Here is a 24762-nt window from a genome sequence, read left to right on the forward strand (position 1 = left end):
CAGGGGCGTTTTTTCTTGCGTTTAACTGCGTCTGACGTATCGTTTTGATCCATTTTGATTAAAGAGTGAGAAAAGATGAAACTGTTCCTATCCGCGCTTTGCGCGACGGCCATTGGTGTCTCAGCGCACGCAGCCTGCCCTAACAAGGCTCCAAAACTTTCGAAAAGCTATTTCTCAGACGGCGACCAGAAAGTGAATGCAGCCTGGCTCCAAAACAACCTTGCGGGACGCAAAGTCGTTTACACTGGCAAAGACACAGAAACATATTTTTCCGACGGAACCTATTCCTACAAAAGGGATGGCCAAACATGGAAAGCAAACTCATACAAATTCTATGACAACGGGATGCGTTGCATTGGATACCAAAACCCCCGGTTTGATCTTTACGTCGTGAACAACGGCAAACTGATTCTGGTTAATGAACAAAAAGAGCGATACGAGGGGAAGATTAGGAAATAGTCGGTTTTTAGGGCATTTCGTACAGGTTTATCGCAAGGTGTTAGCACTGCCACACGGCCTGCGTTCAATAGGAGAAGCGCCGTTACAGCAGTTTCTGAGTGCTTCTGACGCAAGTACATAATATTCCGAATGTCTTGCGCGATCCGTAATGCGTTGGGATCAACCTTTGTCATACCGAAAACGCATAACGGCTAGACCGAAACCTATATTGTTAGCGATAACCATCAGCCCTATCTCAGCCTTGTCCAAACAAGGAACACAAAAGGTGACGTCAGGGAATTCGCCCTGATTTGAGAAAGGAACACAGAAATGACAACCGCAACACTGACAAATACCGGCTTCAACTTCGGCACCCGGATCATGGACATGATCGAACGGATCAAAACCGCACGCAAACGGGCCGCTGAATATCAGCGCACATACCGCGAACTGCAGAGCCTGACCAACCGCGAACTGGATGACATCGGCATCCGCCGCTGCGACATCGCAGATATTGCGCACAAACATGTTTACTGCTCTTGATCGCGGATAATCCGCAGAAATACAAAAAGGCGCCGAATGGCGCCTTTTTTTGTATCACGCGTTGGCTCACAGCACGACCAGTAAACGCGTAACAGCAGGATAGGCCCACTGAAGATCACAATGCCGCTGTACGGAGCTAAAATCCGGCTCTACGGCGCTTTCCAACCGTGGGCTCCCGCAACATACGTTTCCCTGACCCCTGGCCTTCTGACGCCCTACCCCAAAGACCGCCTGCGGCAGAGTGGTTCAGACTCCACTGCAATCCGCTGTTTGAGCTTGATATGGCCAAGAACCTCTCGAAACGCACGGTGCTTGGGTTTGCCTTCCAGATAATCCGCCAGTTTTAGCAGGTTGATTGGGTGCTTCTCAACAAGCACTTCGATCCGCTGCACGGCGTCGTCCAAAATATAATGATCGATGAACTGGCAAGCCACCTGCGTCGGGGTCAGCAGGCAATAGTCCTGAGCGCGCTTGTCTGTGTAGCGCGTAATGTCAAAGGGCGACGCGCCGAGGGCGTGGAACTTTGGAATATGTACACGCATGTCGGCTTTCACATGCTCCAGCACCGTACCGGAAATCTGTCGAAACCCCAGCGGACCAAGCTTGGTGACAACATGCTTACGCATCGCCGGAGAGATCATGTCCACATCCGCCCGATCGTATTTCAGATCATCGAATACCGACAAGAGCCCCAGCTTTTCATCTGCTATCTGGAAATACGGCTCACCGTTAAACGCGCGCATCTTCTCCAGCACCTGCTCACGTTCAGCTGATGGATCAGAGACGAAAGCGACCTCGTCGGTTTGATCCGCCGAGGTCGCGAAACCACCTAGCAAGCGTCGTAGCAGGGTGTGCTGCTTTTTTCCATGCTGCGGTGTGTTCTTTGAGTCAGCCATAGCATTCAATGTAGCGCCAGCGGGCTGACTTACCATTCTTACCCGTCAGCCTTCATCTCGGTGTCGATGAGGATGGTGATCGGCCCGGTCGAGAATGGTCCGACGCCAAACTCCGTATGGTCAATCTCAGCTTCTGCCGAGAACGCCACCCAGTCGCCTTGATAGTATTCAATGGCACCGCCCAGCGGATGCGGGCCTTGGTGAGTCAGCGTGGCTTTCAGAGTTACGGGTTTGGTTACACCATGAATGGTGAGGTCGCCGGTCACATCCGCCGTGGTGTCGCCCGTCCGTTCAATTCCCGTGCTGACGAAAGTGATTTCCGGATAGGTTTCGACCTCGAGAAAATCCGCCGACTTAAGGTGATCGTCCAAAGGCCCAAACCCCGAGGACAAGCTGTTAGTGTCGATCGTCACGTTCAGTGTCGATGCCTCTACATCATCAGCGTTCAGATCCAGCACACCTTCGACTTTGGTGAATTCGCCATGCTGGGTGGACACGCCTGCATGGCTCCAGCTGAAGCGGACTTCTGTATGCCCCTGGTCAGTCTTGTAGGTCTGCGCAAAGGCAGGTGCCACGGCAACGGTCAGGGCGGCGGCAGCGATCATAGAGTAAAAGCTCATGGCTAAGTTCCTTTCATCCGGTAGGGGCTGGATATTAGTTGAATTTTCATCTAATTGAACACGCTAGAAACCGCAATCTGAATCTAGGAGAACACGAAGTTGTGAAGAGTGATCTGCCAACATCACTGGAAACCGACATCTGGGTTGCAATGAACCGGACGACACGGCTCATCCAGTTTGAAATCAGTGCCGCCCTGAAAGACGCTGGCCTGCCGCCTTTGAAATGGTACGATATCCTTTGGTCCCTCGAGCGGCACGGCGGCCAACTGCGTCCCTACGAGCTGGCTCAGGACACCATATTCGAGCAATCGAACCTGTCCCATTTGAGCAGGCGCCTGGTTGCAGAAGGGCTGATCACATATGTGTCCTTTGACGGTGACCGGCGGGGTAAAGTCCTGAAGATCACCGACAAGGGGAAAGAGCTGCGAAAACGTATGTGGGAAATCTACGGCCCCTTGCTGCACGAAAAGATGCGCGCCTTTGGCAAGTCGGATGGCTGGCAGGCCTTCATCGAAACCGCGCGCAAGCAAGCTGAATAGGAAGCCGTCCGGGGCAACGAGCAAACGACGTGTGCCAAACAAAAAACCCCCGCTTGCGCGGGGGTTCTGATTGTCCAAGTGACGGGTCCGATCAGAGACCGGTGGCCACGTCGATGGTGTTCCCCTCTTCCAGGGTCACATAGGCCTTCTTGACGTCTTTCCGCTTGCCCAGCTGGCCGCGGAACCGCTTGACCTTGCCTTTGGTCACGGTGGTGTTCACCGCTTTGACCTTCACGCCAAACAGCGCCTCAACGGCCTCTTTGATCTGCGGCTTGTTGCTGTCGATCGCCACTTCAAAGACAACCGCGCCGTTTTCGGACGCCATGGTCGACTTTTCAGTGATGATCGGCTTGCGGATCACGTCGTAGTGTTCTGCCTTCGCGCTCATTTCAGTCGAGCCTCCAGTGCTTCGACAGCCGCTTTGGTGAGCACCAGGGTGTCACGCTTGAGGATGTCATAAACGTTTGCACCCATCGACGGCAGGATATCCAGACCTTCGATGTTGCGCGACGCCTTCAGGAAACCTTCGTTCACGGTCGCACCGTCGATGACCAGAGCGCGTTTCCAGCCCAGGTTTGCAACCTGTTTGGCCAGAGCGGCGGTCTTGCCTTCGGCTTCGGCGCTCTCGATCACAACCAGTTCACCTGCTTTGGCTTTTGCCGACAGAGCGTGGCGCAGGCCAAGCTTGCGGAACTTCTTCGGCAGGTCGTGGCCGTGCGAACGAGGGGTCGGGCCCTTGTAGATGCCACCCTTGCGGAAGATCGGCGCGTTGCGGTCACCATGGCGTGCGCCACCGGTGCCCTTCTGGCGATAGATCTTCTTGGTCGAGTAGCTGGTTTCCGAGCGGGTCTTGACCTTGTGGGTGCCGGCCTGCGCGTTGTTGCGCTGCCAACGGACCACACGGTGCAGGATGTCTGCACGCGGCTCGAGACCGAACAGATCGGCGTTCAGCTCGATGTCGCCGGCTTTGCCGCCGTCCAGTTTGATTACATCAAGTTTCATGCTTCACCACCTTCCGCGGGAGCTTCTTCCGCAGGTGCATCAGATGCAGCCGATTTCACAGCAGCCGGGAAAGGCAGGCCTTCCGGTGCTTTCTTCTTCACGGCGTCCTTGACGGTGACCCAGCCCGATTTCGGTCCGGGAACGGCGCCTTTGATGAAGACCAGACCACGCTCGGCGTCGGTTTTGACGACTTCCAGGTTCTGGGTCGTTACACGGGCAGCACCCATGTGACCGGCCATCTTCTTGCCTTTGAACACCTTGCCCGGGTCCTGACACTGACCGGTCGAACCGTGCGAACGGTGGCTGATCGAAACACCGTGCGAGGCGCGCAGACCACCGAAGTTGTGGCGCTTCATCGCACCGGCAAAGCCTTTACCGATCGAGGTGCCCGAAACGTCAACCTTCTGACCTTCCAGGAAGTGTTCTGCCGAAATCTCGGCACCCACTTCGATCAGGCCATCTTCGGAGACGCGGAACTCGGCCAGCTTACGCTTGGGCTCGACCTTGGCAGCGGCATAGTGACCGCGCATGGCTTTCGAGGTGCGTTTTGCCTTGGCAGCACCGGCGCCCAGCTGAACGGCAGTGTAGCCATCTTTGTCAGCGGTCCGCTGTGCAACGACCTGCAGGTTGTCCAAGTGAAGAACGGTCACAGGGATCTGCTTGCCGTCTTCCATGAACAGGCGGGTCATGCCAACTTTTTTTGCGATAATACCAGAGCGCATTCTCATACCCTCCGATTACGACTGCAACTTGATCTCGACGTCCACACCAGCAGCGAGGTCGAGCTTCATCAGCGCGTCAACGGTCTGGGGGGTCGGATCAACGATGTCGAGAAGACGCTTGTGCGTGCGGATCTCGAACTGGTCGCGGGATTTCTTGTCAACGTGAGGGCCACGGAGAACCGTGAACTTCTCGATCTTGTTCGGCAGCGGGATCGGTCCGCGCACGTTCGCGCCGGTCCGCTTGGCAGTGTTGACGATCTCTTGCGTGCTGGCATCCAGAACGCGATAGTCAAATGCCTTCAGCCGAATACGGATGTTTTGGCTTTGCATATTAACAGCCTTTTATTCAGGCGTTGGAGTTGAGAGGAGGACAGACGCGCATCGCCAACCCTCATCGAACCCAAAAGGCGGGAATCACCCCGCCTTGATGTTCTTATTGAGAACCCGCGCGTACTATAGCGACCTGAGCGTTTTTGCAAGAGGCAAATGCCAGAATGAAAACCTTCTATTCACCTCCAGAAACGCCATTGGTTAACCATGGACTTTCGACCTTCATTCCTTGGTAAACCGCGTGCATAAAAAGATGCGCAATAACTGGGTCACTGGAAAATGGAGAAAAACGCATCTTTCCCTCTCTGACACCTTCTTCAGCTTCGTAAACAACCTCATCACCTTTGACGGTTACAAGCACTTTGAGCTCGGCTAGGGTCTCTGGATCGACCGTCGTAGGATCGTCAGACAAGATCACAAAGTCTGCAACTTTTCCGACTTCAATCGACCCCTTCTCGTTTTCCTCAAAATGCTGCCACGCAGGCCAAATAGTCATGGCCTTAAGTGCAGTCATGACGTCCACCCTTTGATGCGGCCCCAATATGTCGCCCGAACGGGTGCGGCGAGTGACCGTCGCGGCAAGAACCCGCATACTGTCGGGAAACGCGACCGGGGCATCGTGATGTGTGCCGAACATCATGTCCCTTTCTCGCAGCCATCCCGTGGGTGAGATGTTGTCGGCATTGACCGGTCCCACAGTATGATCCCGGTGCCAATCGCCCCAATAGAACGTGTGCATCGGGAAAAGCGACGGGAACACGCCAAGCCGTTTGAAACTGGCAACCTGATCCTCCCTCAGAAACTGGCCGTGTATCAGAACGGGGCGGTTGCCTGGGTCGCCATACTTGATCTGCGCTTCTTCAAGGGCCGCAATCAGCATATCGGATGCTCCTTCGCCGTTGGAATGCACAAGGATCTGGAAGCCGTTCTCATAACACCAGTTCACCGCGTCCTGAAGCTGCTCCATCGTTATGGCGGCATATCCGGCATACCCGGCGGCATAATTTCCAACCGGATTGTAATAGGGTCGATCCCGCAAGGCTGTGAAACCCTGCGGTGAACCGTCGATTGTCAGCTTGCAACCCCCAACCCGGACCCGGTTCTCATAGTCTGCCGATGTGTTTTCTCTGATGAACTCCCGAGCTTCCAAAACGTCTGGAAACGCGACCACGTCGATGGGCAGCCCTTCTTCGGCAGCAACTTTCCTGAGAACCTCGACAATCTCGCCGGACGATCGGCCTTCTTGTCCGGTTGTATATCCAAACTTTGCCCAAAGCTCTGTTCCGGCCTTCGCGAATGCCGCCAAGCCTTTCTCACCCAGATTTCCAAGCATAGGAACAAGAACCGAAAAGAACGCGTATTCCTCCAGAACGCCGTTAGGCTCACCAGCTTCATCGCGCTGAATCACACCGCCCGGAGGTGCTTCTGAGGTGGCGGTGATACCTGCCAACTCCAGAGCTTTTGAATTTGCGACCCCCAAATGCCCGGATTGATGAATGATGATGACCGGCAAGTCTTGGGACACCATATCCAGTTCTTGCCGTGTCGGGTGACGCAGCTCCTTCAGCTGCGCGTTGTCGTAACCAAAGCCAACGATCATTTTCACCTGCTCAACGGCTTCCGCATTCTCAGCGGCCCAGTTGGACAGTGTTGATTGCAGGCTTGCGATATCAACGACATCTCCATCCGGCGGCGCGAGAAGGTTGGCTGACAGTGCCTGCAAACCTCCCATGACAACATGCCCGTGGCTGTCCACAAAGCCCGGCAGCATCGCGCGTCCGTTCAGATCGAAGGTTTCCGTTCTATCACCTTGGTACGCAGATAGATCAGACAGCGATCCAACGGCCAGAATACGCCCGTCTTTGACTGCAACCGCTTCGGCAGAGGGGCCTTCGTCATTCATCGTGACGATTGGACCGCCAAGATAAATGCGATCCGCGATTTGTTGGGACGATGCCGAGGTTGATGAAAACGCGATTGCTGCGACAAGACAGAGTGAACGTGCCGATACGTGCATCTTATGACCTCTTTCGAATTGCAATGCTTCAATACAGAAAAGGGTAGCATCTCGTTGTGCGTTTACGAAAATGAAAAAGGGCGCCCCGCGGGACGCCCTTTCCGTCTGATCATTCGCTTGCGCGAATTACTCGATGATTTTCGACACAACGCCGGCGCCGACGGTGCGGCCGCCTTCGCGGATCGCGAAACGCAGGCCGTTTTCCATCGCGATCGGCGCGATCAGCTCAACGCCGAACGACACGTTGTCGCCGGGCATGACCATCTCGGTGCCTTCGGCCAGGGTCACGGTGCCGGTCACGTCCGTGGTCCGGAAGTAGAACTGCGGACGGTAGTTCGCGAAGAACGGGGTGTGACGACCGCCTTCTTCCTTGGTCAGGATATAGGCTTCGGCTTCGAACTTGGTGTGAGGGGTCACCGAACCCGGCTTGCACAGAACCTGGCCACGCTCAACGCCGTCACGGTCAACACCACGCAGCAGCGCGCCGATGTTGTCGCCCGCTTCACCGCGGTCCAGCAGCTTGCGGAACATTTCAACGCCGGTGCAGGTCGTCTTGGTGGTGTCGCGGATGCCGACGATTTCAATCTCGTCACCAACGTTGATCACGCCACGCTCGACACGACCGGTCACAACGGTACCACGACCCGAGATCGAGAACACGTCTTCGATCGGCATCAGGAACGGCTGGTCAACGGCACGCTCGGGGGTGTCGATATACTCATCAACAGCCGCCATCAGCTCGCGGATCTTGTTCTCGCCGATTTCCGGGTTGTTGCCTTCCATCGCCGCCAGAGCCGAACCTGCGATGATCGGGATATCGTCGCCGGGGTAGTCGTAGCTAGACAGCAGTTCGCGAACTTCCATCTCAACCAGTTCCAGCAGCTCTTCGTCGTCAACCTGGTCAACTTTGTTCAGGAACACGACCATCTTCGGGATGCCAACCTGGCGGCCCAGCAGGATGTGCTCGCGCGTCTGCGGCATCGGGCCGTCAGCGGCGTTCACAACCAGGATCGCGCCGTCCATCTGCGCCGCACCAGTGATCATGTTCTTGACGTAGTCAGCGTGGCCGGGGCAGTCGACATGCGCATAGTGGCGGTTGTCGGTCTCGTATTCCACGTGGGCGGTCGAGATGGTGATGCCGCGCGCTTTTTCTTCCGGCGCACCGTCAATCTGGTCATACGCTTTGAAGTCACCGAAATACTTGGTGATTGCTGCGGTCAGCGTGGTCTTGCCGTGGTCAACGTGGCCAATCGTGCCGATGTTGACGTGCGGTTTTGTACGCTCAAACTTTTCCTTTGCCATGATGGCCTCCTTTTTCGGTAATGAAGGGAGCGTGATACCCACGCTCCCTCAAATCTTCGCTTATGCGTATTTCGCCTGGATCTCGTCCGAGATGTTCTGCGGAACCGGATCGTAGTGGTCGAACTGCATGGTGAACTGGGCACGGCCCGACGACATCGAACGCAGAGTGTTGATGTAGCCGAACATGTTCGCCAGCGGAACGAACGCGTCGATCGCGATTGCGTTGCCGCGCGGTTCCTGACCAGACACCTGGCCACGACGCGAGGTCAGGTCGCCAATGATACCGCCGGTGTATTCTTCCGGGGTGATCACTTCGACCTTCATGATCGGTTCCAGCAGTTTCGCGCCGGCTTTGCGCATGCCTTCACGCATGCACATACGGGCAGCGATTTCGAACGCCAGAACGCTCGAGTCAACGTCGTGGAACTTACCGTCCAGCAGGGCAACCTTGAAGTCGATCACGGGGAAGCCAGCCAGAGGGCCGCTGTCCATGACAGACTGGATGCCTTTTTCGACACCCGGGATGTATTCCTTCGGAACAGCACCACCAACGATGCGGCTTTCGAACGAATAACCTTCGCCCGGCTCGGTCGGAGTGATCTCAAGCTTGACCTCGGCGAACTGACCCGAACCACCCGACTGTTTCTTGTGGGTGTAGGTGTGCTCGACCGGCATCGAGATGGTTTCACGATAGGCCACCTGCGGCGCACCGATATTGGCCTCGACCTTGAACTCGCGCTTGAGGCGGTCAACCAGGATGTCCAGGTGAAGTTCGCCCATGCCCTTCATGATGGTCTGACCCGATTCCAGATCGGTTTCCACACGGAAGGACGGGTCTTCGGCCGCCAGACGCGCCAGACCCTGAGACATTTTCTCCTGGTCGCCCTTGGTTTTGGGCTCGACCGCGATCTCGATCACCGGATCGGGGAAGGTCATGGTTTCCAGAACCACCGGATCCTTCGCATCACACAGGGTGTCACCGGTGGTGGTGTCTTTCAGACCCGCCAGCGCGATGATGTCGCCTGCAAATGCTTCTTCGATCTCTTCCCGGTTGTTCGAGTGCATCATCATCATACGACCGATGCGCTCTTTCTTGCCTTTGGTCGAGTTCAGGATCGAGTCACCCTTGTTAAGCACGCCCGAATAAATCCGGGTGAAGGTCAGCGAACCGACGAAGGGGTCGTTCATGATTTTGAACGCCAGACCCGAGAACGCCATGTTGTCGTCAGCACGACGGGCGATGTCCCGAACTTCGTCCTCGTCACCGGGTTTGAAGCCCATGTAATCGACAACGTCCAGCGGGCTGGGCAGATAGTCGATCACAGCGTTGAGCAGCGGCTGAACGCCTTTGTTCTTGAACGCAGAACCACCCAGTACCGGAACGAACGCGATTTCCAGTGTGCCCTTGCGCAGCAGTTTACGCAGGGTCGGAACGTCGGGCTCATTGCCTTCCAGGTATTCCATCATCGCGTCGTCGTCCATTTCGACGGCCGCTTCGATCATCTTGCCGCGCCATTCTTCAGCCATGTCTTTCAGGCTGTCGCGGATCGGAGCTTTGATCCAGCTTGCGCCCAGGTCTTCACCCTGCCACAGCCATTCTTCCATGGTGACCAGATCGATCAAACCTTCCAGCTCGGATTCGGCGCCAATCGGGATACCAACCGGAACAGCACGTGCGCCGGTGCGGTCTTCGATCATGCGAACGCAGTTGAAGAAGTCCGCGCCGATCTTGTCCATCTTGTTGACGAAAACCATACGCGGAACCTTGTAGCGGTCAGCCTGACGCCACACGGTTTCGGTCTGGGGCTCAACACCGGCGTTTGCGTCGAGAACGCAGACGGCACCGTCGAGAACCGCCAGCGAGCGTTCGACTTCGATGGTGAAGTCAACGTGGCCGGGGGTGTCGATGATGTTCAGGCGGTGCTTGGGGGTATCGGCGGTTTTACCGTCCTCGGTGCGTTCCCAAAACGTGGTGGTCGCAGCCGAAGTGATGGTGATGCCGCGTTCCTGCTCCTGCTCCATCCAGTCCATGGTGGCGGCACCATCGTGCACCTCACCGATGTTGTGGGATTTGCCAGTATAATACAGGATGCGTTCCGAGCAGGTCGTCTTGCCTGCATCGATGTGCGCCATGATACCGAAGTTACGGTATAGTTCGAGCGGATATTCGCGTGCCATTTGGATAAGCCTCTAGAATTACCAGCGGTAATGGCTGAAGGCTTTGTTCGCCTCGGCCATCTTGTGGGTGTCTTCGCGCTTCTTAACGGCAGTACCGCGGGACTGTACGGCGTCCAGCAGTTCGCCGGCGAGGCGTTCTTCCATGGTGTTTTCGTTGCGGCCGCGCGCAGCGGTGATCAGCCAGCGGATGGCCAGTGCTTCACGGCGCTCGGGGCGCACTTCGACCGGAACCTGGTAAGTTGCACCACCAACCCGGCGCGAGCGAACCTCGACCGAAGGTTTGATGTTGTCGAGCGCTTCGTGGAACACTTCGACAGGAGCGCGCTTTACCTTGTTCTCAACGCGGTCAAATGCGTTGTAGACGATGCGCTCTGCGACCGACTTCTTGCCGTCGATCATCAGGTTGTTCATGAATTTGGTCAGTACCTTGTCGCCAAATTTGGCGTCAGGCAGGACTTCGCGTTTTTCGGCGGCGTGACGACGTGACATATCAGCCTCTCCTTCTTACTTGGGACGCTTCGCGCCGTATTTCGAACGACGTTGCTTACGGTCTTTGACGCCCTGAGTATCCAGAACACCGCGCAGGATGTGGTAACGCACACCGGGAAGGTCTTTCACACGGCCGCCACGGATCAGAACAACCGAGTGTTCCTGCAGGTTGTGGCTTTCACCGGGGATGTACGAGATGACCTCGAACCCGTTGGTCAGGCGCACTTTGGCAACCTTACGCATCGCCGAGTTCGGCTTTTTAGGCGTTGTGGTATAGACACGTGTGCAGACACCGCGCTTTTGCGGGCACTGCTCCAGGTGCATGGACTTCGAGCGTTTGACTTTGGGCTGCCGCGGCTTGCGGATCAGCTGTTGAATAGTTGGCATTCCGGTTCTTTCCCCGTTTTGCAACACACATGACATGCACGCGCGTTGCGTGCGGCTAAATTCGCTGCACTTATGCGTCCACAAGCGCAAAACCCACGAGCGTTCCCATTCCGAGGTGAACGTCGCGGTTGGTTCTCAGAGGGCGCGAACTATAAAATTGTCCGGGCCTTGACCAGTTCATTACTGGAATCGGCTACGGGGCGGCCCCCGGTACCGAGATGACGCGCGTATAGGGGGAGTCGTCCCAAGTGTCAACAGCCCTATCCCAGCGCCCCGGCGCGCGCGTTGAATGCAGCCTGTAGGATTGCCTTTCCTGCGCGCCGCTGTCCCGGTTGCGGCTGAACCGCGGCAAGGGCATAGTCGGGTCGAATATCTGCTGATGGATTACAGATGCAAGTGATTGGCCTTTGCCGGTTTTCCTATCCCGCAACCGGCGGTTTTCGGCTGAACCGGGATACGATTGAAGAACAACGGCAATTTCTGTATGCCCTCGACCGGCTGGAAGAACGCTTTCGTCTTTTCGAGGCAATCACCCTGCCCGGTTTTGGCACCCAGACCGATGAGACGTTCGAGTTGTATGTTTTGACCGGGACGTGCCTGCCTCAGATCCATGCGGACCGGCTGCGCGACCTGACCGCCGGGATCAAACAGATCCGTATCATTGCAAAAGAACCAGGGTATCATAAGCAGATTGTGCGAGAGGTGCTGAACACCGCCCGCGCGGACCCGCATCAGCCCTGCCTACAGTTTCGGCATGATGACGATGACGCCGTTTCCGTTGATTTCATGGAACGCCTTCGCGCTGCTGTTGTCGAAAACACAGGGCTGATGCAGCAGAGCGAGTCCGTCGGTATAGACTTCAATCAAGGGTACATCGCCCGGCGCGAGGCCCGCGGAATTCGGGCCGCTCGGGTCTATCGATCGCTGCTGGGCGTTGGCCTGGGCATGTATGTTCAAGCCGGCAGCACGCGGACGATCTTTGACCGGTTGCACAACAGGCTCGCCCGGTTCATGCCCGTGGTCAGCTATCCGGACACGCCCATGTGGGTAAGGATGCTGCACGATTTCAACGACTCGGACCACGCGCGCAAAGATACCAGCGAGCTATCGCCTTTCACGCCTGAACAGGCAGAAGGCTTGCGGGTACGGTTCTCGATCGACCCTGACGCGTTCGAGGCCAGATATGCGGCGCGCTGAGAAAATGCAAGTGATTGGCCTTTGTCGGTTTTCCTATCCCGCAATTGGCGGCTTTCAGACAACGCACGAGAGTGTCGAAGAAAGACGGCAATTCCTGTACCAGCACGACAGGTTGGAAGAACGGTTTCGCTTGTTCGAGACGGTCGCCCTGCCCGGTTTCAAAAAACAGTCCGACGAAGATTTCCAGTTGGTGATCGTGGTCGGTGACTGCCTGCCCAAGCCGGCATTTGACCGCCTCAACGATCTGACCGGTGGGCTGAAACAGGTGCGCATTGTCGCGAAACCTCCGGGGCGGCACAGAAAAATCATGCAGGATGTCCTGAATTCGGCGCGGAACGATCCCGATCAACCCTGCCTTCAGTTTCGCCATGACGATGATGATGCAGTGGCCGTGGATTTTGTCGAGCGGTTCCGGGGCTGTGTCAGGGAATGCGTTGGCTTGTTCGAAAGGCACGCGATGGTCGCCGTTGACTTCAACTGCGGTTATCTGGCTCGCGCCAATTCCGAGGGGATACAGGCCACGCGCGTGCATCGCCCGTTGATCACTGCCGGTCTGGGAATGTACGTGCGGGGCGGGCAGCGGAAATCGATCATGAATTTTGCCCATAACAGGATCAACCGCGCGATGCCCGTTGTGACCCGACCCGATAGTCCGATGTGGGTACGGGGATTGAACCGGTTCAATGACTCACCGCGAACCAGAAACACGGATGTCGCGCTCAACCCTCTTACCCGGCAGCAGGAGCTCGAGTTTCAAACCCGTTTCGCCATTGATCCGGACGTGGTCAGACGGCGTCACGCCAAGCCCTGACGCGCACGTGCCCGGAACAAGGTGAACAGACCGGCACCCACGATCAGGACAGCACCCAGCATCGTCAGGCTGTCAGGCCATTCGTCAAACACGACCCAACCCAACCCGAGCGCCCAGATCAGGCTGGAATATCTGAATGGTGCAACGAATCCGACATCTCCCTGACGCATGACCATGACGCTGAACAAATAGCCAAGCAGCACAAACACGGCCGCCGCCGCGACCAGGGAACCCGCCGTTGCCGAAACCGCAACCCATCCTTCGAAAACCGAAGCTATTGCCGCGGCCCCCGCTATGGAAACCGATGTGGCCAGGGTAACCAGCATTGACGGCACGTCGGCTGACATGCGTCGCGTGATGAGGTCCCGAACTGTAATCGAAACCACTGCAACCAGCGCATAGATGGAATACACGCTGAACCCCTCTGGCCCGGGTCTTACGATCAGCAGCATTCCGACGAAACCCACGGCGATTGCCAAAGCGCGTCGCCAACCAACCTGTTCGGAAAAAACCAAAGCAGCACCCAATGTTACCGTAAGAGGCAATGCCTGAAGAATGGCCGTAACATTGGCAAGCGGCATGTTCTTCAGCGCCGTCAGGAAAAAGAATGTCGCCGCCAGCTCTGCAAGGCAGCGCAGTGCAACCAGCCACTTGTCATGGCGCGAAAAATTCAGATGCAACGTGCCCAGTGACCGGGCAAGCACATAAATCAGAAATACCGCCAGAAACCCGCGCATGGCCACCAGCTGAAACAATGGCAGATCCTGCAAGGCAACCTTCACCAGCGTGTCGTTCAGGGTGAAGGCAGCCATGCTGCCCATCATCAGCAAAGCGCCTTTGGTGTTTGGGGTCATGCTGCTTCGGGCTCCGGGGCAATTGATTGCCCCGCATTGGCCGCCGAGTCGGGCTGGATGTCAACAACGCTCCAAGGGGTGCAGAGATCATCAACCGAATGGAAGGATGGTCCCGAACAGGTTCAGGCTGGAAGGCTCTGTCGTGTCTTTTACAAACTCTACCCAGTCTTCCCCGTATACAAGTTCGAAAAACACAGGATATTTCCACACGAAATTATGAAAGGAAAAGGTCGTCACCAACGCACCAACCGTGAGCGCCCCGGCGAACTCTCGCAGTTTACCTTTCAGAAACAGCATAACCATGATGCAGGCCCCGCCTGCAAGGCCGAGGCTTACGAAATCCTGCGTTCCCACCTTTCCGGGCACCGGAATGCCAACCGATTGGTATTGAATCAGGCGGGACAGGAAGACCGCAAAAACACCCAGTAAAAAAGCCCCCATAAACGCAGCGGGATACCCCAGACGTTGCCAGATACTCTCGGTTCGAGGCATAGGCGAGTTGTGTGTGTTTTCTGCCGAACGCTTTTTGATCCGCGCCACACGGTCCTCGAAAGAGTTGCTTTTGGTGTCCATTGTTCAGCTCAAAATAATCCGAAAACACAGAATATCGCTAAACCACCGATTGAAGAACCACAAGCCTGATGCAATCGCGTCAAAGGCTGTGCTCTGTCACGACGGTTCACAATTGCGTAGCAGGAGAGGCGACGAAAAAAGGCCCCACGAAATCGCAGGGCCTTTTTTGGTTCTGAATGACGCGGTTTATTCGCGGCTTTCCGGTGTTTCGACCAGAACGTCCAGCTCATCCCCGACCATATCATCATCCATGATCGGCGCGGCCAGGGCGGCGGCGGCCTCGGCCTCTTCCCGGCGGGCTTCGATCACCACGTTGTCACGCGACTGCGCGATGTGGCGGACAGCCTGCGTTGCACCACCGGTACCGGCGGGGATCAGGCGACCGACGATGACGTTCTCTTTCAGGCCGACCAGTTTGTCCTTCTTGCCCTGAACCGAAGCTTCGGTCAGCACGCGGGTGGTCTCCTGGAACGACGCCGCCGAGATGAACGAGCGCGTCTGCAACGAGGCCTTGGTGATCCCCAACAGGATCGGCTCACCCTGAGCAGGGCGACCACCGCGGGCGATGGTCTTTTCGTTGGCCGCGTCGAACTCTTGCTTGTCGACATGCTCGCCTTTCAGCAGGGTGGTGTCGCCTGAATCCAGGATCTCCCACTTCTGCAGCATCTGGCGCACGATGACCTCGATGTGCTTGTCGTTGATCTTCACGCCCTGCAGACGATACACGTCCTGCACCTCGTCGATCATGTAATCCGCCAGCGCTTCGACACCCATGATGGACAGGATGTCATGCGGAGCCGGGTTACCGTCCATCAGGTATTCACCCTTCTGGATGAAGTCCCCTTCGGCGACCGGGATGTGCTTGCCCTTGGGTACCATGTACTCGATGGTCTCCATGGACTCGTCAGCCGGTTCGATGCTGATGCGGCGCTTGTTCTTGTAGTCGCGGCCAAAGCGCACATAACCATCGGCCTCGGCGATGATCGCGTGATCCTTGGGACGGCGCGCTTCGAACAGTTCGGCCACACGCGGCAGACCACCGGTGATGTCCTTGGTCTTGGCACCTTCGCGCGGGATACGCGCGACGACGTCACCGGCTTCGACCTTCTGGCCGTCTTCGACCGACAGGATCGCATCGACCGACATCGGATAGTGAACCGGGTTACCCGCATCGTTGCGGACCGGCTCGCCATCTTCGCCAACCAGAATGATCTCGGGCTTGAGGTCGCTGCCTTTGGGGGCGGCGCGCCAGTCGATCACGATCTTCTGCGTCATACCGGTTGCTTCGTCGGTCTCGTCGCGGACAGCGAGGCCCGAAACCAGATCGACATATTTCGCAGTACCGGCTTTCTCGGCGATGATCGGCAAGGTGTACGGGTCCCACTCGAACAGCTTGTCGCCACGGGCCACCTTGGTGCCGTCCTTGACGAACAGCTTGGAGCCGTAGCCCAGCTTGTGGCTGGCACGCTCTTCGCCGTGTTCGTCCTTGATCACCAGCTTCATGTTCCGGCCCATGACCAGGCTTTCGCCGGCTGCGTTGACCAGAATCTGCGGGTTCTCGAAGGAAACGATACCTTCCTGGCTGGCTTCCTGGAACGACTGCTGACCACCTTGCGCAACACCACCGATGTGGAAGGTCCGCATGGTCAGCTGTGTACCCGGTTCACCGATCGACTGAGCCGCGATGATGCCGACGGCTTCACCTGTGTTCACCATCGTACCGCGTGCAAGGTCACGACCATAGCAGGTCGCACAGACGCCTTCCTCGGACTCACAGGTCAGAGGCGAGCGGATGCGCATCGACTGAACGCCGGCTTCGTCGATGGTGTCGGCCATACGTTCGTCGATCAGCTGACCGGCTGCGACGATCACCTCATCGGTGCCCGGACGCAGAACATCGTCAGCGGCCACACGGCCCAACACGCGCTCGGCCAGCGAGGCGACAACCTCACCGTCGTTAACGGCTGCTTCGGCAGTGATCGCACGCTCGGTGCCGCAGTCGATCTCACGAACGATACAGTCTTGCGCCACGTCCACCAGACGACGGGTCAGGTAACCCGAGTTCGCCGTCTTCAGAGCGGTATCCGACAGACCCTTACGGGCACCGTGGGTCGAGTTGAAGTACTCGAGAACGGTCAGACCTTCTTTGAAGTTCGAGATGATCGGCGTCTCGATGATGTCACCGTTCGGTTTGGCCATCAGGCCACGCATACCGCCCAGCTGTTTCATCTGAGTGACCGAGCCACGCGCACCCGAGTGGGCCATCATGTAGACCGAGTTCGGCTCCATGTCCGACCCGTCTTCGGCCTTGGCAACGTCCGAGATCGTGCTCATCATTGCCTCGGTCACGCGGTCGTTACACTTCGACCAGGCATCAACAACCTTGTTGTACTTTTCGCCCTGAGTGATCAGGCCGTCCATGTACTGTTGTTCAAAGTCTTTCACCTGGCTGCGGGTGTCATCGACGATGCTCCACTTGTCCTTCGGAATGACCATGTCATCCTTGCCGAACGAGATGCCCGCCTTGAACGCTTCCTTGAAGCCCATCGACATGATCTGGTCACAGAAGATCACCGACTCTTTCTGACCGCAGTAACGGTAGACGGTGTCGATCACCTGCTGCACTTCTTTCTTCCGCAGCAGACGGTTGACCAGATCGAACGGCGCCTTGTTGTTCATTGGCAGCAAAGCACCCAGACGCAGACGGCCCGGAGTGGTTTCATAGCGCTTCTGAACTTCGTTGCCTTCCTCGTCGATCTGCGTGATCCGGGCCGTGATTTTCGAGTGCAGATGCACCTCGCCCGCATCCAGCGCGTGCTGAACTTCTTCGATCGACCCAAAGACCTTGCCTTCGCCCGGCATACCTTCGCGTTCCAGGGTCACATAGTACAGACCCAGGATCATATCCTGCGACGGAACGATGATCGGCGCGCCGTTTGCAGGCGACAGAACGTTGTTCGTCGACATCATCAGAACGCGCGCTTCCAGCTGTGCCTCAAGGCTGAGGGGCACGTGAACGGCCATCTGGTCGCCGTCGAAGTCGGCGTTAAAGGCCGAACAGACCAGCGGGTGCAGCTGGATGGCTTTACCTTCGATCAGGACCGGCTCGAATGCCTGAATGCCAAGACGGTGCAGCGTCGGCGCACGGTTCAGCATGACAGGGTGTTCGCGGATCACCTCGTCGAGGATATCCCACACTTCGGGACGCTCTTTCTCGACTAGTTTCTTCGCCTGTTTCACGGTCGAAGACAGACCCTTAGCTTCAAGGCGCGAGTAGATGAACGGCTTGAACAGCTCCAGCGCCATCTTCTTGGGCAGACCACACTGGTGCAGCTTCAGCTCCGGACCGGTAACGATGACCGAACGGCCCGAGAAGTCGACGCGCTTACCCAAAAGGTTCTGACGGAAGCGGCCCTGCTTACCTTTCAGCATGTCCGACAGCGATTTCAGCGGACGCTTGTTGGCGCCGGTGATCACGCGGCCACGACGGCCGTTGTCGAACAAGGCATCCACGGATTCCTGCAACATCCGCTTTTCGTTGCGGACGATGATGTCAGGTGCGCGCAGCTCGATCAAACGCTTCAGACGGTTGTTCCGGTTGATGACGCGGCGATACAGATCGTTCAGATCCGAAGTCGCGAACCGGCCACCGTCCAGCGGAACCAGCGGACGCAGTTCCGGCGGAATGACCGGGATTACGGTCATCACCATCCACTCGGGCCGGTTGCCCGACTCGAGGAAGGATTCGACAACTTTCAGACGCTTGATGATCTTCTTGGGCTTCAGTTCACCGGTTGCTTCGGCCAGATCAGCGCGCAGCTGCTCGGCTTCGGCTTCCAGATCGATCTGGGCCAGCATCTCACGGATGGCTTCGGCACCGATATTCGCGGTGAACGCGTCCATGCCATAAGCATCCTGCGCATCCATGTACTCTTCTTCGGTCAACATCTGGCCGTAGGTCAGGTCGGTCAGACCGGGCTCGATGACGACGTAGTTTTCAAAGTACAGAACACGTTCCAGATCGCGTAGCGTCATGTCCAGCATCAGACCGATGCGGGACGGCAGCGATTTCAGGAACCAGATATGTGCGACGGGCGCGGCCAGTTCGATATGGCCCATACGCTCGCGGCGGACTTTCTGCAAGGTGACTTCCACGCCGCATTTTTCGCAGACAACGCCGCGATATTTCATCCGCTTGTATTTGCCGCACAGACATTCGTAATCTTTGATCGGGCCAAAGATACGCGCGCAGAACAGACCGTCACGCTCGGGCTTGAACGTCCGGTAGTTGATGGTTTCGGGTTTCTTGATCTCGCCATAGGACCAAGACAGAATCCGCTCAGGGCTCGCCAGCGAGACCTTGATCTCGTCGAAAACCTTCGGGGGCGTCAGCGGGTTGAACGGGTTGTTGGTGATTTCCTGGTTCATTTGTTACCTCAAATCTTGCGGAAGGGGGGACGGGAGAAAGGGCAGCGCCCTTACTCCTCAACCTCCGCATCCAGGAGTTCCATATTCAGGCCGAGGCCGCGGACTTCTTTCACCAGAACGTTGAACGATTCCGGTACGCCCGCTTCAAAGTTATCCTCGCCCTTGACGATCGACTCATAGACCTTGGTCCGGCCGGCGACGTCATCCGATTTCACGGTGAGCATCTCCTGCAGGGTGTAGGCGGCGCCGTAAGCTTCCAGAGCCCAGACTTCCATCTCACCAAAGCGCTGACCACCGAACTGCGCCTTACCACCCAGCGGCTGCTGGGTCACCAGGCTGTACGGCCCGGTCGAACGCGCGTGGATTTTGTCGTCCACCAGGTGATGCAGTTTCAGCAGGTACTTGATGCCCACGGTGACCGGACGCGCGAATTGCTCACCGGTACGACCGTCGAACAGGATCGACTGACCGCTTTCCGAGAAGCCCGCGCGCACCAGTGCGTCGTTGACGTCAGCCTCTTTGGCGCCGTCAAAGACCGGGGTTGCGATCGGAACACCGCGGGTGACGTTGCTGGCCGCTTCGATCAGCTGGTCCTCGTCCATGCCGCTGATGCCCTCTTCATAGACATCCTCGCCATAGGCGTGTTTCATCGCGTCACGTACCGGCGTCAGGTCGCCCGAACGGCGGTATTCCTGCAGCGCCTCATCGATGTTCAGACCCAGACCGCGTGCGGCCCACCCCATGTGGGTTTCAAGGATCTGACCGACGTTCATACGCGACGGCACACCCAGCGGGTTCAGACAGAAGTCGACCGGCGTACCATCGGCCAGGAACGGCATGTCTTCCATCGGAACAACCTTGGAAATCACACCTTTGTTCCCGTGGCGACCAGCCATCTTGTCGCCCGGCTGCAACTTGCGCTTCACGGCGATGAAGACTTTGACCATCTTCATCACACCCGGCGGCAGATCGTCGCCACGACGGACTTTCTCGACCTTGTCTTCGAAACGGGCGTCCAGAGCACGCTTTTGCACTTCGTACTGCTCGTTCAGAGCTTCGACGATCTGTGCATCCTGCTCGTCTTCCAGCGCCAGCTGCCACCACTGACCACGGGTCAGGGTTTCCAGCAGCTCCTCGGTGATCACCGACCCTGCCTTGACGCCTTTCGGGCCTTTGACAGCGGTTTTGCCCAGGATCAGACCTTGCAGACGCGCATAGATGTTGCGGTCAAGGATCGCCAGCTCGTCGTCCCGGTCACGGGCCAGACGTTCGACTTCCTCACGCTCGATCTGCAGCGCACGCTCATCTTTCTCGACGCCGTGACGGTTGAACACGCGAACCTCAACGACCGTACCGTAATCGCCCGGCTTCACGCGCAGCGAGGTGTCGCGCACGTCAGATGCTTTTTCACCGAAGATGGCGCGCAGCAGCTTTTCTTCCGGGGTCATCGGGCTTTCGCCCTTCGGAGTGATCTTGCCGACCAGAATATCGCCCGGTTCAACATCCGCGCCGATGTAAACGATGCCCGCCTCGTCGAGGTTGCGCAGCGCTTCTTCACCGACATTCGGGATGTCGCGGGTGATCTCTTCCGGGCCCAGCTTGGTGTCACGGGCGGCGACTTCGAATTCCTCGATATGGACCGAGGTAAAGACGTCATCACGCGCGATACGTTCGCTGATCAGGATCGAGTCTTCGTAGTTGTAACCGTTCCACGGCATGAACGCGACGACCACGTTCTTACCCAGAGCCAGTTCACCCATATCGGTCGACGGACCGTCGGCAATAACCTCGCCCTTCTGGACGGTGTCACCCACCTTGATCAGCGGACGCTGGTTGATGCAGGTATTCTGGTTCGAACGCTGGAATTTGCGCAAACGATAGATGTCAACGCCAGCGTCGCCCAGTTCCAAATCCTCGGTGGCGCGGATCACGATACGCTGGGCATCGACCTGGTCGATGATACCGGCGCGTTTCGCCTGAATCGCAGCACCCGAGTCAATCGCAACCTTTTCCTCGATACCGGTACCGACCAGCGGTGCCTCGGCCCGCAGCAGCGGAACCGCCTGACGTTGCATGTTCGAGCCCATCAGAGCGCGGTTGGCGTCGTCATTTTCAAGGAACGGGATCAGCGATGCAGCGACCGAGACCAGCTGTTTCGGCGACACGTCGATCAGGTCCACATTCTCACGCGGGGCAAGCGTGTAGTCACCGGCCTGACGGGTCGAAACCAGATCATTGATGAACTTGCCATCGGCATCCAAGGTCGCGTTCGCCTGCGCCACGGTGTGACGCATCTCCTCGGTCGCGGACATGTAGTGAACCTCATCGGTCACCTCGGCGTCTTTGACGACGCGGTACGGTGTTTCGATGAAGCCATACTTGTTCACGCGGGCAAAGGTGGCCAGCGAGTTGATCAGACCGATGTTCGGACCTTCGGGCGTTTCGATCGGGCACATCCGGCCATAGTGGGTCGGGTGCACGTCGCGCACCTCAAAGCCCGCACGTTCACGTGTCAGACCACCGGGGCCAAGCGCCGAAAGACGGCGTTTGTGGGTAACCTCGGACAGCGGGTTGGTCTGGTCCATGAACTGCGACAGCTGCGAGCTGCCGAAGAATTCACGAACAGCCGCCGCCGCCGGTTTCGCGTTGATCAGGTCCTGCGGCATGACGGTGTCGATCTCGACCGACGACATACGCTCTTTGATGGCGCGCTCCATGCGCAGCAGACCGACGCGGTACTGGTTTTCCATCAGTTCGCCGACCGAACGCACACGACGGTTGCCGAGGTGGTCGATATCGTCCACGTCGCCCTTGCCGTCACGCAGTTCCACCAGCGCCTTAATGCAGGCCACGATGTCTTCGCGGCGCAGGGTACGCAGAGTATCCGGCGCATCCAGAGCCAGACGCATGTTCATCTTCACGCGGCCAACAGCGGACAGATCATACCGCTCGCTGTCGAAGAACAACGTATCGAACAGAGCCGACGCAGCCTCGACGGTAGGCGGCTCACCCGGACGCATGACGCGGTAGATGTCCATCAGCGCGCTTTCACGGTTCAGGTTCTTGTCCTGAGCCATGGTGTTGCGCATGTAGGGGCCTACATTGACGTTGTCGATGTCCAGAACCGGGATGTCGGTGATGCCCGCATCGATCAGTTCCTTGACGGTGCCACCGATCAGGTCGCCATCCTTGTCGTATTCCAGGGTCAGCTCATCACCGGCTTCGACATAGATCGCGCCGGTTTCTTCGTTGATGATGTCCTTGGCGACAAACTTGCCGACGATGTGATCAAACGGAACCAGCAGATCAGTGACGGTGCCTTCGTCGATCAGCTTCTTGACCGCGCGCGGGGTAACTTTCTTGCCCGCTTCGGCAATCACTTCACCGGATTTGGCGTCAACCAGATCATAGGTCGGGCGGGTGCCGCGCACGCGCTCGGGGAAGAACGGTGTGACCCAACCCTTGTTCTTGTCCAGCTTGTAGGACACGGTGTTGTAATACGCGTCCATGATGCCTTCCTGATCCAGACCCAGCGCATAAAGCAGGGTTGTCACAGGCAGTTTGCGGCGACGGTCGATCCGGGCGAACACGATGTCCTTGGCGTCAAACTCGAAGTCCAGCCAGCTGCCGCGATACGGGATGATGCGGCAGGCAAACAGCAGCTTGCCCGAGGAATGAGTCTTGCCTTTGTCGTGGTCAAAGAACACGCCGGGCGAACGGTGCATCTGGGATACGATCACACGCTCGGTCCCGTTCACGACAAAGGTGCCGTTCGGCGTCATCAAAGGCATATCGCCCATGAAGACATCCTGTTCCTTGATGTCCTTTACCGATTTTGCGCCGGTGTCCTCATCGACATCAAAAACGATCAGACGCAGTGTTACCTTCAGCGGCGCGCTGTAGGTCATGTCGCGTTGCATACATTCTTCAACGTCGTATTTGGGTTTTTCCAGATCGTATTTCACGAATTCCAGAACGGAGGTTTCGTTGAAATCCTTGATCGGGAAAACCGACTGGAACACGCCTTTGATGCCTTCGCCGTCGGTGGGCTGCTCTGCATCGCCGGAGCGCAGGAAAAGATCATAAGAAGATTTCTGGACCTCAATGAGGTTCGGCATTTCCAGCACTTCGCGGATTTTGCCGTAATATTTACGAAGACGTTTCTGGCCAAGGAACGTTTGAGCCATGTCAGATGTCACCTTTCGATGTTCTCAGCGGGCAAAGACACCGTCGGGCCCCGGCATCTTGCACAATCGAGACAACACGTACGGATCAATTCATGGCCACCGTCCCGAAGGCGGCCTCCCGATCCGAAAACCGTGCCTTAGAAAACGCCTCGCGTCTTGAGGCCTTTTCTAAGACAGGTTCGGCTGGACCCGGATTTCTCCGGACCCAGCCAAATTTTTCGGCACATCAGCGATGCACCTGAGAATAAGCTTAGGCCAGTTCGACTTCGGCGCCAGCTGCTTCCAGCTTGGCTTTGACGTCTTCTGCTTCTGCTTTGTCCACGCCTTCTTTGATCTTGCCGCCGGCTTCGACCAGTTCCTTGGCTTCTTTCAGGCCCAGGCCGGTGATGCCGCGAACTTCTTTGATGACGTTGATTTTCGATGCGCCGGCGTTCTTCAGAACGACGTCGAATTCGGTTTTTTCTTCCTCAGCTGCGCCGCCGGCGTCGCCAGCTGCACCTGCGACCATTACGGCGCCGCCAGCTGCGGGCTCGATGCCGTATTCGTCTTTGAGGATGGTTTTCAGTTCTTGTGCTTCCAGCAGGGTCAGACCCACGATGCTTTCTGCGAGTGCTTTCAGATCAGCCATTTTATCAGCTCTTTCCGTTTACAGTGTGTGTTCCAACGTCAGGGCACATGCCCCACGCAGATCATTCAGTGCCAACCGCTTACGCAGCTTCCGCCTTCTCTTCGATGGTGGAAAGGATGCTTGCGATATTGCTTGCAGGTGCGCCAATCGCGCCGGCGATGTTCGAAGCAGGTGCGCCAATGCAGCCAACGATCGAAGCAATAAGCTCCTCGCGAGACGGCATTTTCGAAACAGCTTCGACGCCTTTGCGGTCCAGAGCGTTCTCGCCCATTGCACCGCCAAGGATTTCGAACTTTTTGTTCTCCTTGGCGAAGTCCTCGGCTACCTTGGCTGCTGCCACGGGGTCCTCGGAATAGGTCAGAACGGTCATCCCTGTCAGCAGGTCGGCCATGTTTGCACACGGCTTACCCTCAAGGGCGATTTTGGCGAGCCTGTTCTTGGCAACACGCACGGAACCGCCCGCTTCGCGTGCACGCGCGCGCAGGTCCTGCATCTCGGCAACTGTCAGACCGGCGTAGTGGGCAACCACTACGACGCCAGAGCTTTCGAAGATTTGGCCGAGTTCCTCGACCACTTTCTCTTTCTGGGCTCTATCCACAGTTCTCTCCAAGTTAGGGGCGA

22 protein-coding genes are annotated in these 24762 nt (G+C 57.3%); 5 read left to right on the forward strand and 17 right to left on the reverse strand.

The window, feature by feature from the left end:
• The first annotated feature begins 75 nt into the window (after positions 1-75).
• Positions 76-459 (forward strand): hypothetical protein, encoded by a 384-nt coding sequence (locus FIU92_RS13820; protein WP_152459163.1) that lies wholly within the window; start codon positions 76-78, stop codon positions 457-459.
• A 360-nt stretch (positions 460-819) separates the two neighbouring features.
• The gene (locus FIU92_RS13825) at positions 820-981 is read left to right on the forward strand and encodes a DUF1127 domain-containing protein (RefSeq protein WP_224859333.1); all 162 of its coding nucleotides are present in this window, start codon (positions 820-822) and stop codon (positions 979-981) included.
• 215 nt (positions 982-1196) lie between these two features.
• On the opposite strand, the gene FIU92_RS13830 is transcribed toward FIU92_RS13825, so the two are convergent.
• Both FIU92_RS13830 and FIU92_RS13835 read right to left on the reverse strand, forming a co-directional pair.
• The gene (locus tag FIU92_RS13830; RefSeq protein ID WP_216646548.1) at positions 1197-1817 is read right to left on the reverse strand and encodes a hypothetical protein; all 621 of its coding nucleotides are present in this window, start codon (positions 1815-1817) and stop codon (positions 1197-1199) included.
• Between the two features lie 98 nt (positions 1818-1915).
• Positions 1916-2497, reverse strand: coding sequence for a YceI family protein (locus FIU92_RS13835; RefSeq protein WP_152459166.1), 582 nt, complete (start codon positions 2495-2497; stop codon positions 1916-1918).
• A 149-nt stretch (positions 2498-2646) separates the two neighbouring features.
• Here FIU92_RS13835 and FIU92_RS13840 point away from each other — a divergent pair, with 149 nt between their 5' ends.
• Positions 2647-3036 (forward strand): MarR family winged helix-turn-helix transcriptional regulator, encoded by a 390-nt coding sequence (locus FIU92_RS13840; protein ID WP_254443893.1) that lies wholly within the window; start codon positions 2647-2649, stop codon positions 3034-3036.
• A 91-nt stretch (positions 3037-3127) separates the two neighbouring features.
• On the opposite strand, the gene FIU92_RS13845 is transcribed toward FIU92_RS13840, so the two are convergent.
• The 9 genes from FIU92_RS13845 to rpsL form a co-directional block, all read right to left on the reverse strand.
• Positions 3128-3424, reverse strand: a complete 297-nt coding sequence (locus FIU92_RS13845) for a 50S ribosomal protein L23 (protein WP_152459168.1) — start codon at positions 3422-3424, stop codon at positions 3128-3130.
• The gene (rplD, locus tag FIU92_RS13850; RefSeq protein WP_152459169.1) at positions 3421-4038 is read right to left on the reverse strand and encodes a 50S ribosomal protein L4; all 618 of its coding nucleotides are present in this window, start codon (positions 4036-4038) and stop codon (positions 3421-3423) included. The genes FIU92_RS13845 and rplD overlap by 4 nt, the downstream gene beginning before the upstream one ends.
• Positions 4035-4760 (reverse strand): 50S ribosomal protein L3, encoded by a 726-nt coding sequence (rplC, locus tag FIU92_RS13855; protein WP_152459170.1) that lies wholly within the window; start codon positions 4758-4760, stop codon positions 4035-4037. Before rplC ends, rplD begins: the two co-directional genes overlap by 4 nt.
• A gap of 15 nt (positions 4761-4775) precedes the next feature.
• On the reverse strand, positions 4776-5090 hold the full coding sequence (gene rpsJ, locus FIU92_RS13860) for a 30S ribosomal protein S10 (protein WP_008756422.1): 315 nt from the start codon (positions 5088-5090) through the stop codon (positions 4776-4778).
• A 175-nt stretch (positions 5091-5265) separates the two neighbouring features.
• Positions 5266-7107, reverse strand: coding sequence for an amidohydrolase (locus FIU92_RS13865; protein WP_152459171.1), 1842 nt, complete (start codon positions 7105-7107; stop codon positions 5266-5268).
• Between the two features lie 126 nt (positions 7108-7233).
• Entirely contained in the window at positions 7234-8409 is a 1176-nt protein-coding gene (tuf, locus tag FIU92_RS13870) for an elongation factor Tu (protein ID WP_152457114.1), read from the reverse strand.
• A gap of 60 nt (positions 8410-8469) precedes the next feature.
• Positions 8470-10587, reverse strand: coding sequence for an elongation factor G (gene fusA / locus FIU92_RS13875; RefSeq protein ID WP_152459172.1), 2118 nt, complete (start codon positions 10585-10587; stop codon positions 8470-8472).
• 18 nt (positions 10588-10605) lie between these two features.
• Complete coding sequence (gene rpsG / locus FIU92_RS13880) at positions 10606-11076, reverse strand: 30S ribosomal protein S7 (protein ID WP_010441203.1); 471 nt, start codon at positions 11074-11076, stop codon at positions 10606-10608.
• A gap of 15 nt (positions 11077-11091) precedes the next feature.
• Complete coding sequence (gene rpsL, locus FIU92_RS13885; RefSeq protein ID WP_005621086.1) at positions 11092-11463, reverse strand: 30S ribosomal protein S12; 372 nt, start codon at positions 11461-11463, stop codon at positions 11092-11094.
• Positions 11464-11853: 390 nt separating this feature from the next.
• Between rpsL and FIU92_RS13890 the strand changes: the two genes are divergently transcribed.
• Together FIU92_RS13890 and FIU92_RS13895 are read left to right on the forward strand one after the other, a co-directional pair.
• A complete protein-coding gene (locus FIU92_RS13890; RefSeq protein WP_152459173.1) occupies positions 11854-12660 on the forward strand; it encodes a putative rhamnosyl transferase in 807 nt (268 codons plus the stop codon).
• Between the two features lie 4 nt (positions 12661-12664).
• Positions 12665-13471, forward strand: coding sequence for a putative rhamnosyl transferase (locus FIU92_RS13895; RefSeq protein WP_152459922.1), 807 nt, complete (start codon positions 12665-12667; stop codon positions 13469-13471).
• On the opposite strand, the gene FIU92_RS13900 is transcribed toward FIU92_RS13895, so the two are convergent.
• The 6 genes from FIU92_RS13900 to rplJ form a co-directional block, all read right to left on the reverse strand.
• Positions 13456-14325, reverse strand: coding sequence for a DMT family transporter (locus FIU92_RS13900; protein WP_152459174.1), 870 nt, complete (start codon positions 14323-14325; stop codon positions 13456-13458). The genes FIU92_RS13895 and FIU92_RS13900 overlap by 16 nt on opposite strands.
• A 90-nt stretch (positions 14326-14415) precedes the next feature.
• Positions 14416-14898, reverse strand: coding sequence for a hypothetical protein (locus FIU92_RS13905; RefSeq protein ID WP_152459175.1), 483 nt, complete (start codon positions 14896-14898; stop codon positions 14416-14418).
• 186 nt (positions 14899-15084) lie between these two features.
• Positions 15085-19326: a DNA-directed RNA polymerase subunit beta' gene (gene rpoC / locus FIU92_RS13910; protein WP_152459176.1), complete on the reverse strand. Its 4242-nt coding sequence runs from the start codon at positions 19324-19326 to the stop codon at positions 15085-15087.
• Between the two features lie 50 nt (positions 19327-19376).
• Complete coding sequence (gene rpoB, locus FIU92_RS13915; protein ID WP_152459177.1) at positions 19377-23513, reverse strand: DNA-directed RNA polymerase subunit beta; 4137 nt, start codon at positions 23511-23513, stop codon at positions 19377-19379.
• Positions 23514-23763: 250 nt separating this feature from the next.
• On the reverse strand, positions 23764-24141 hold the full coding sequence (rplL, locus tag FIU92_RS13920; RefSeq protein ID WP_152459178.1) for a 50S ribosomal protein L7/L12: 378 nt from the start codon (positions 24139-24141) through the stop codon (positions 23764-23766).
• Positions 24142-24220: 79 nt separating this feature from the next.
• Positions 24221-24739: a 50S ribosomal protein L10 gene (gene rplJ, locus FIU92_RS13925; RefSeq protein WP_152459179.1), complete on the reverse strand. Its 519-nt coding sequence runs from the start codon at positions 24737-24739 to the stop codon at positions 24221-24223.
• Positions 24740-24762: the final 23 nt, after the last annotated feature.

It is taken from the genome of Ruegeria sp. THAF33, assembly GCF_009363615.1.
Lineage (GTDB): Bacteria > Pseudomonadota > Alphaproteobacteria > Rhodobacterales > Rhodobacteraceae > Ruegeria.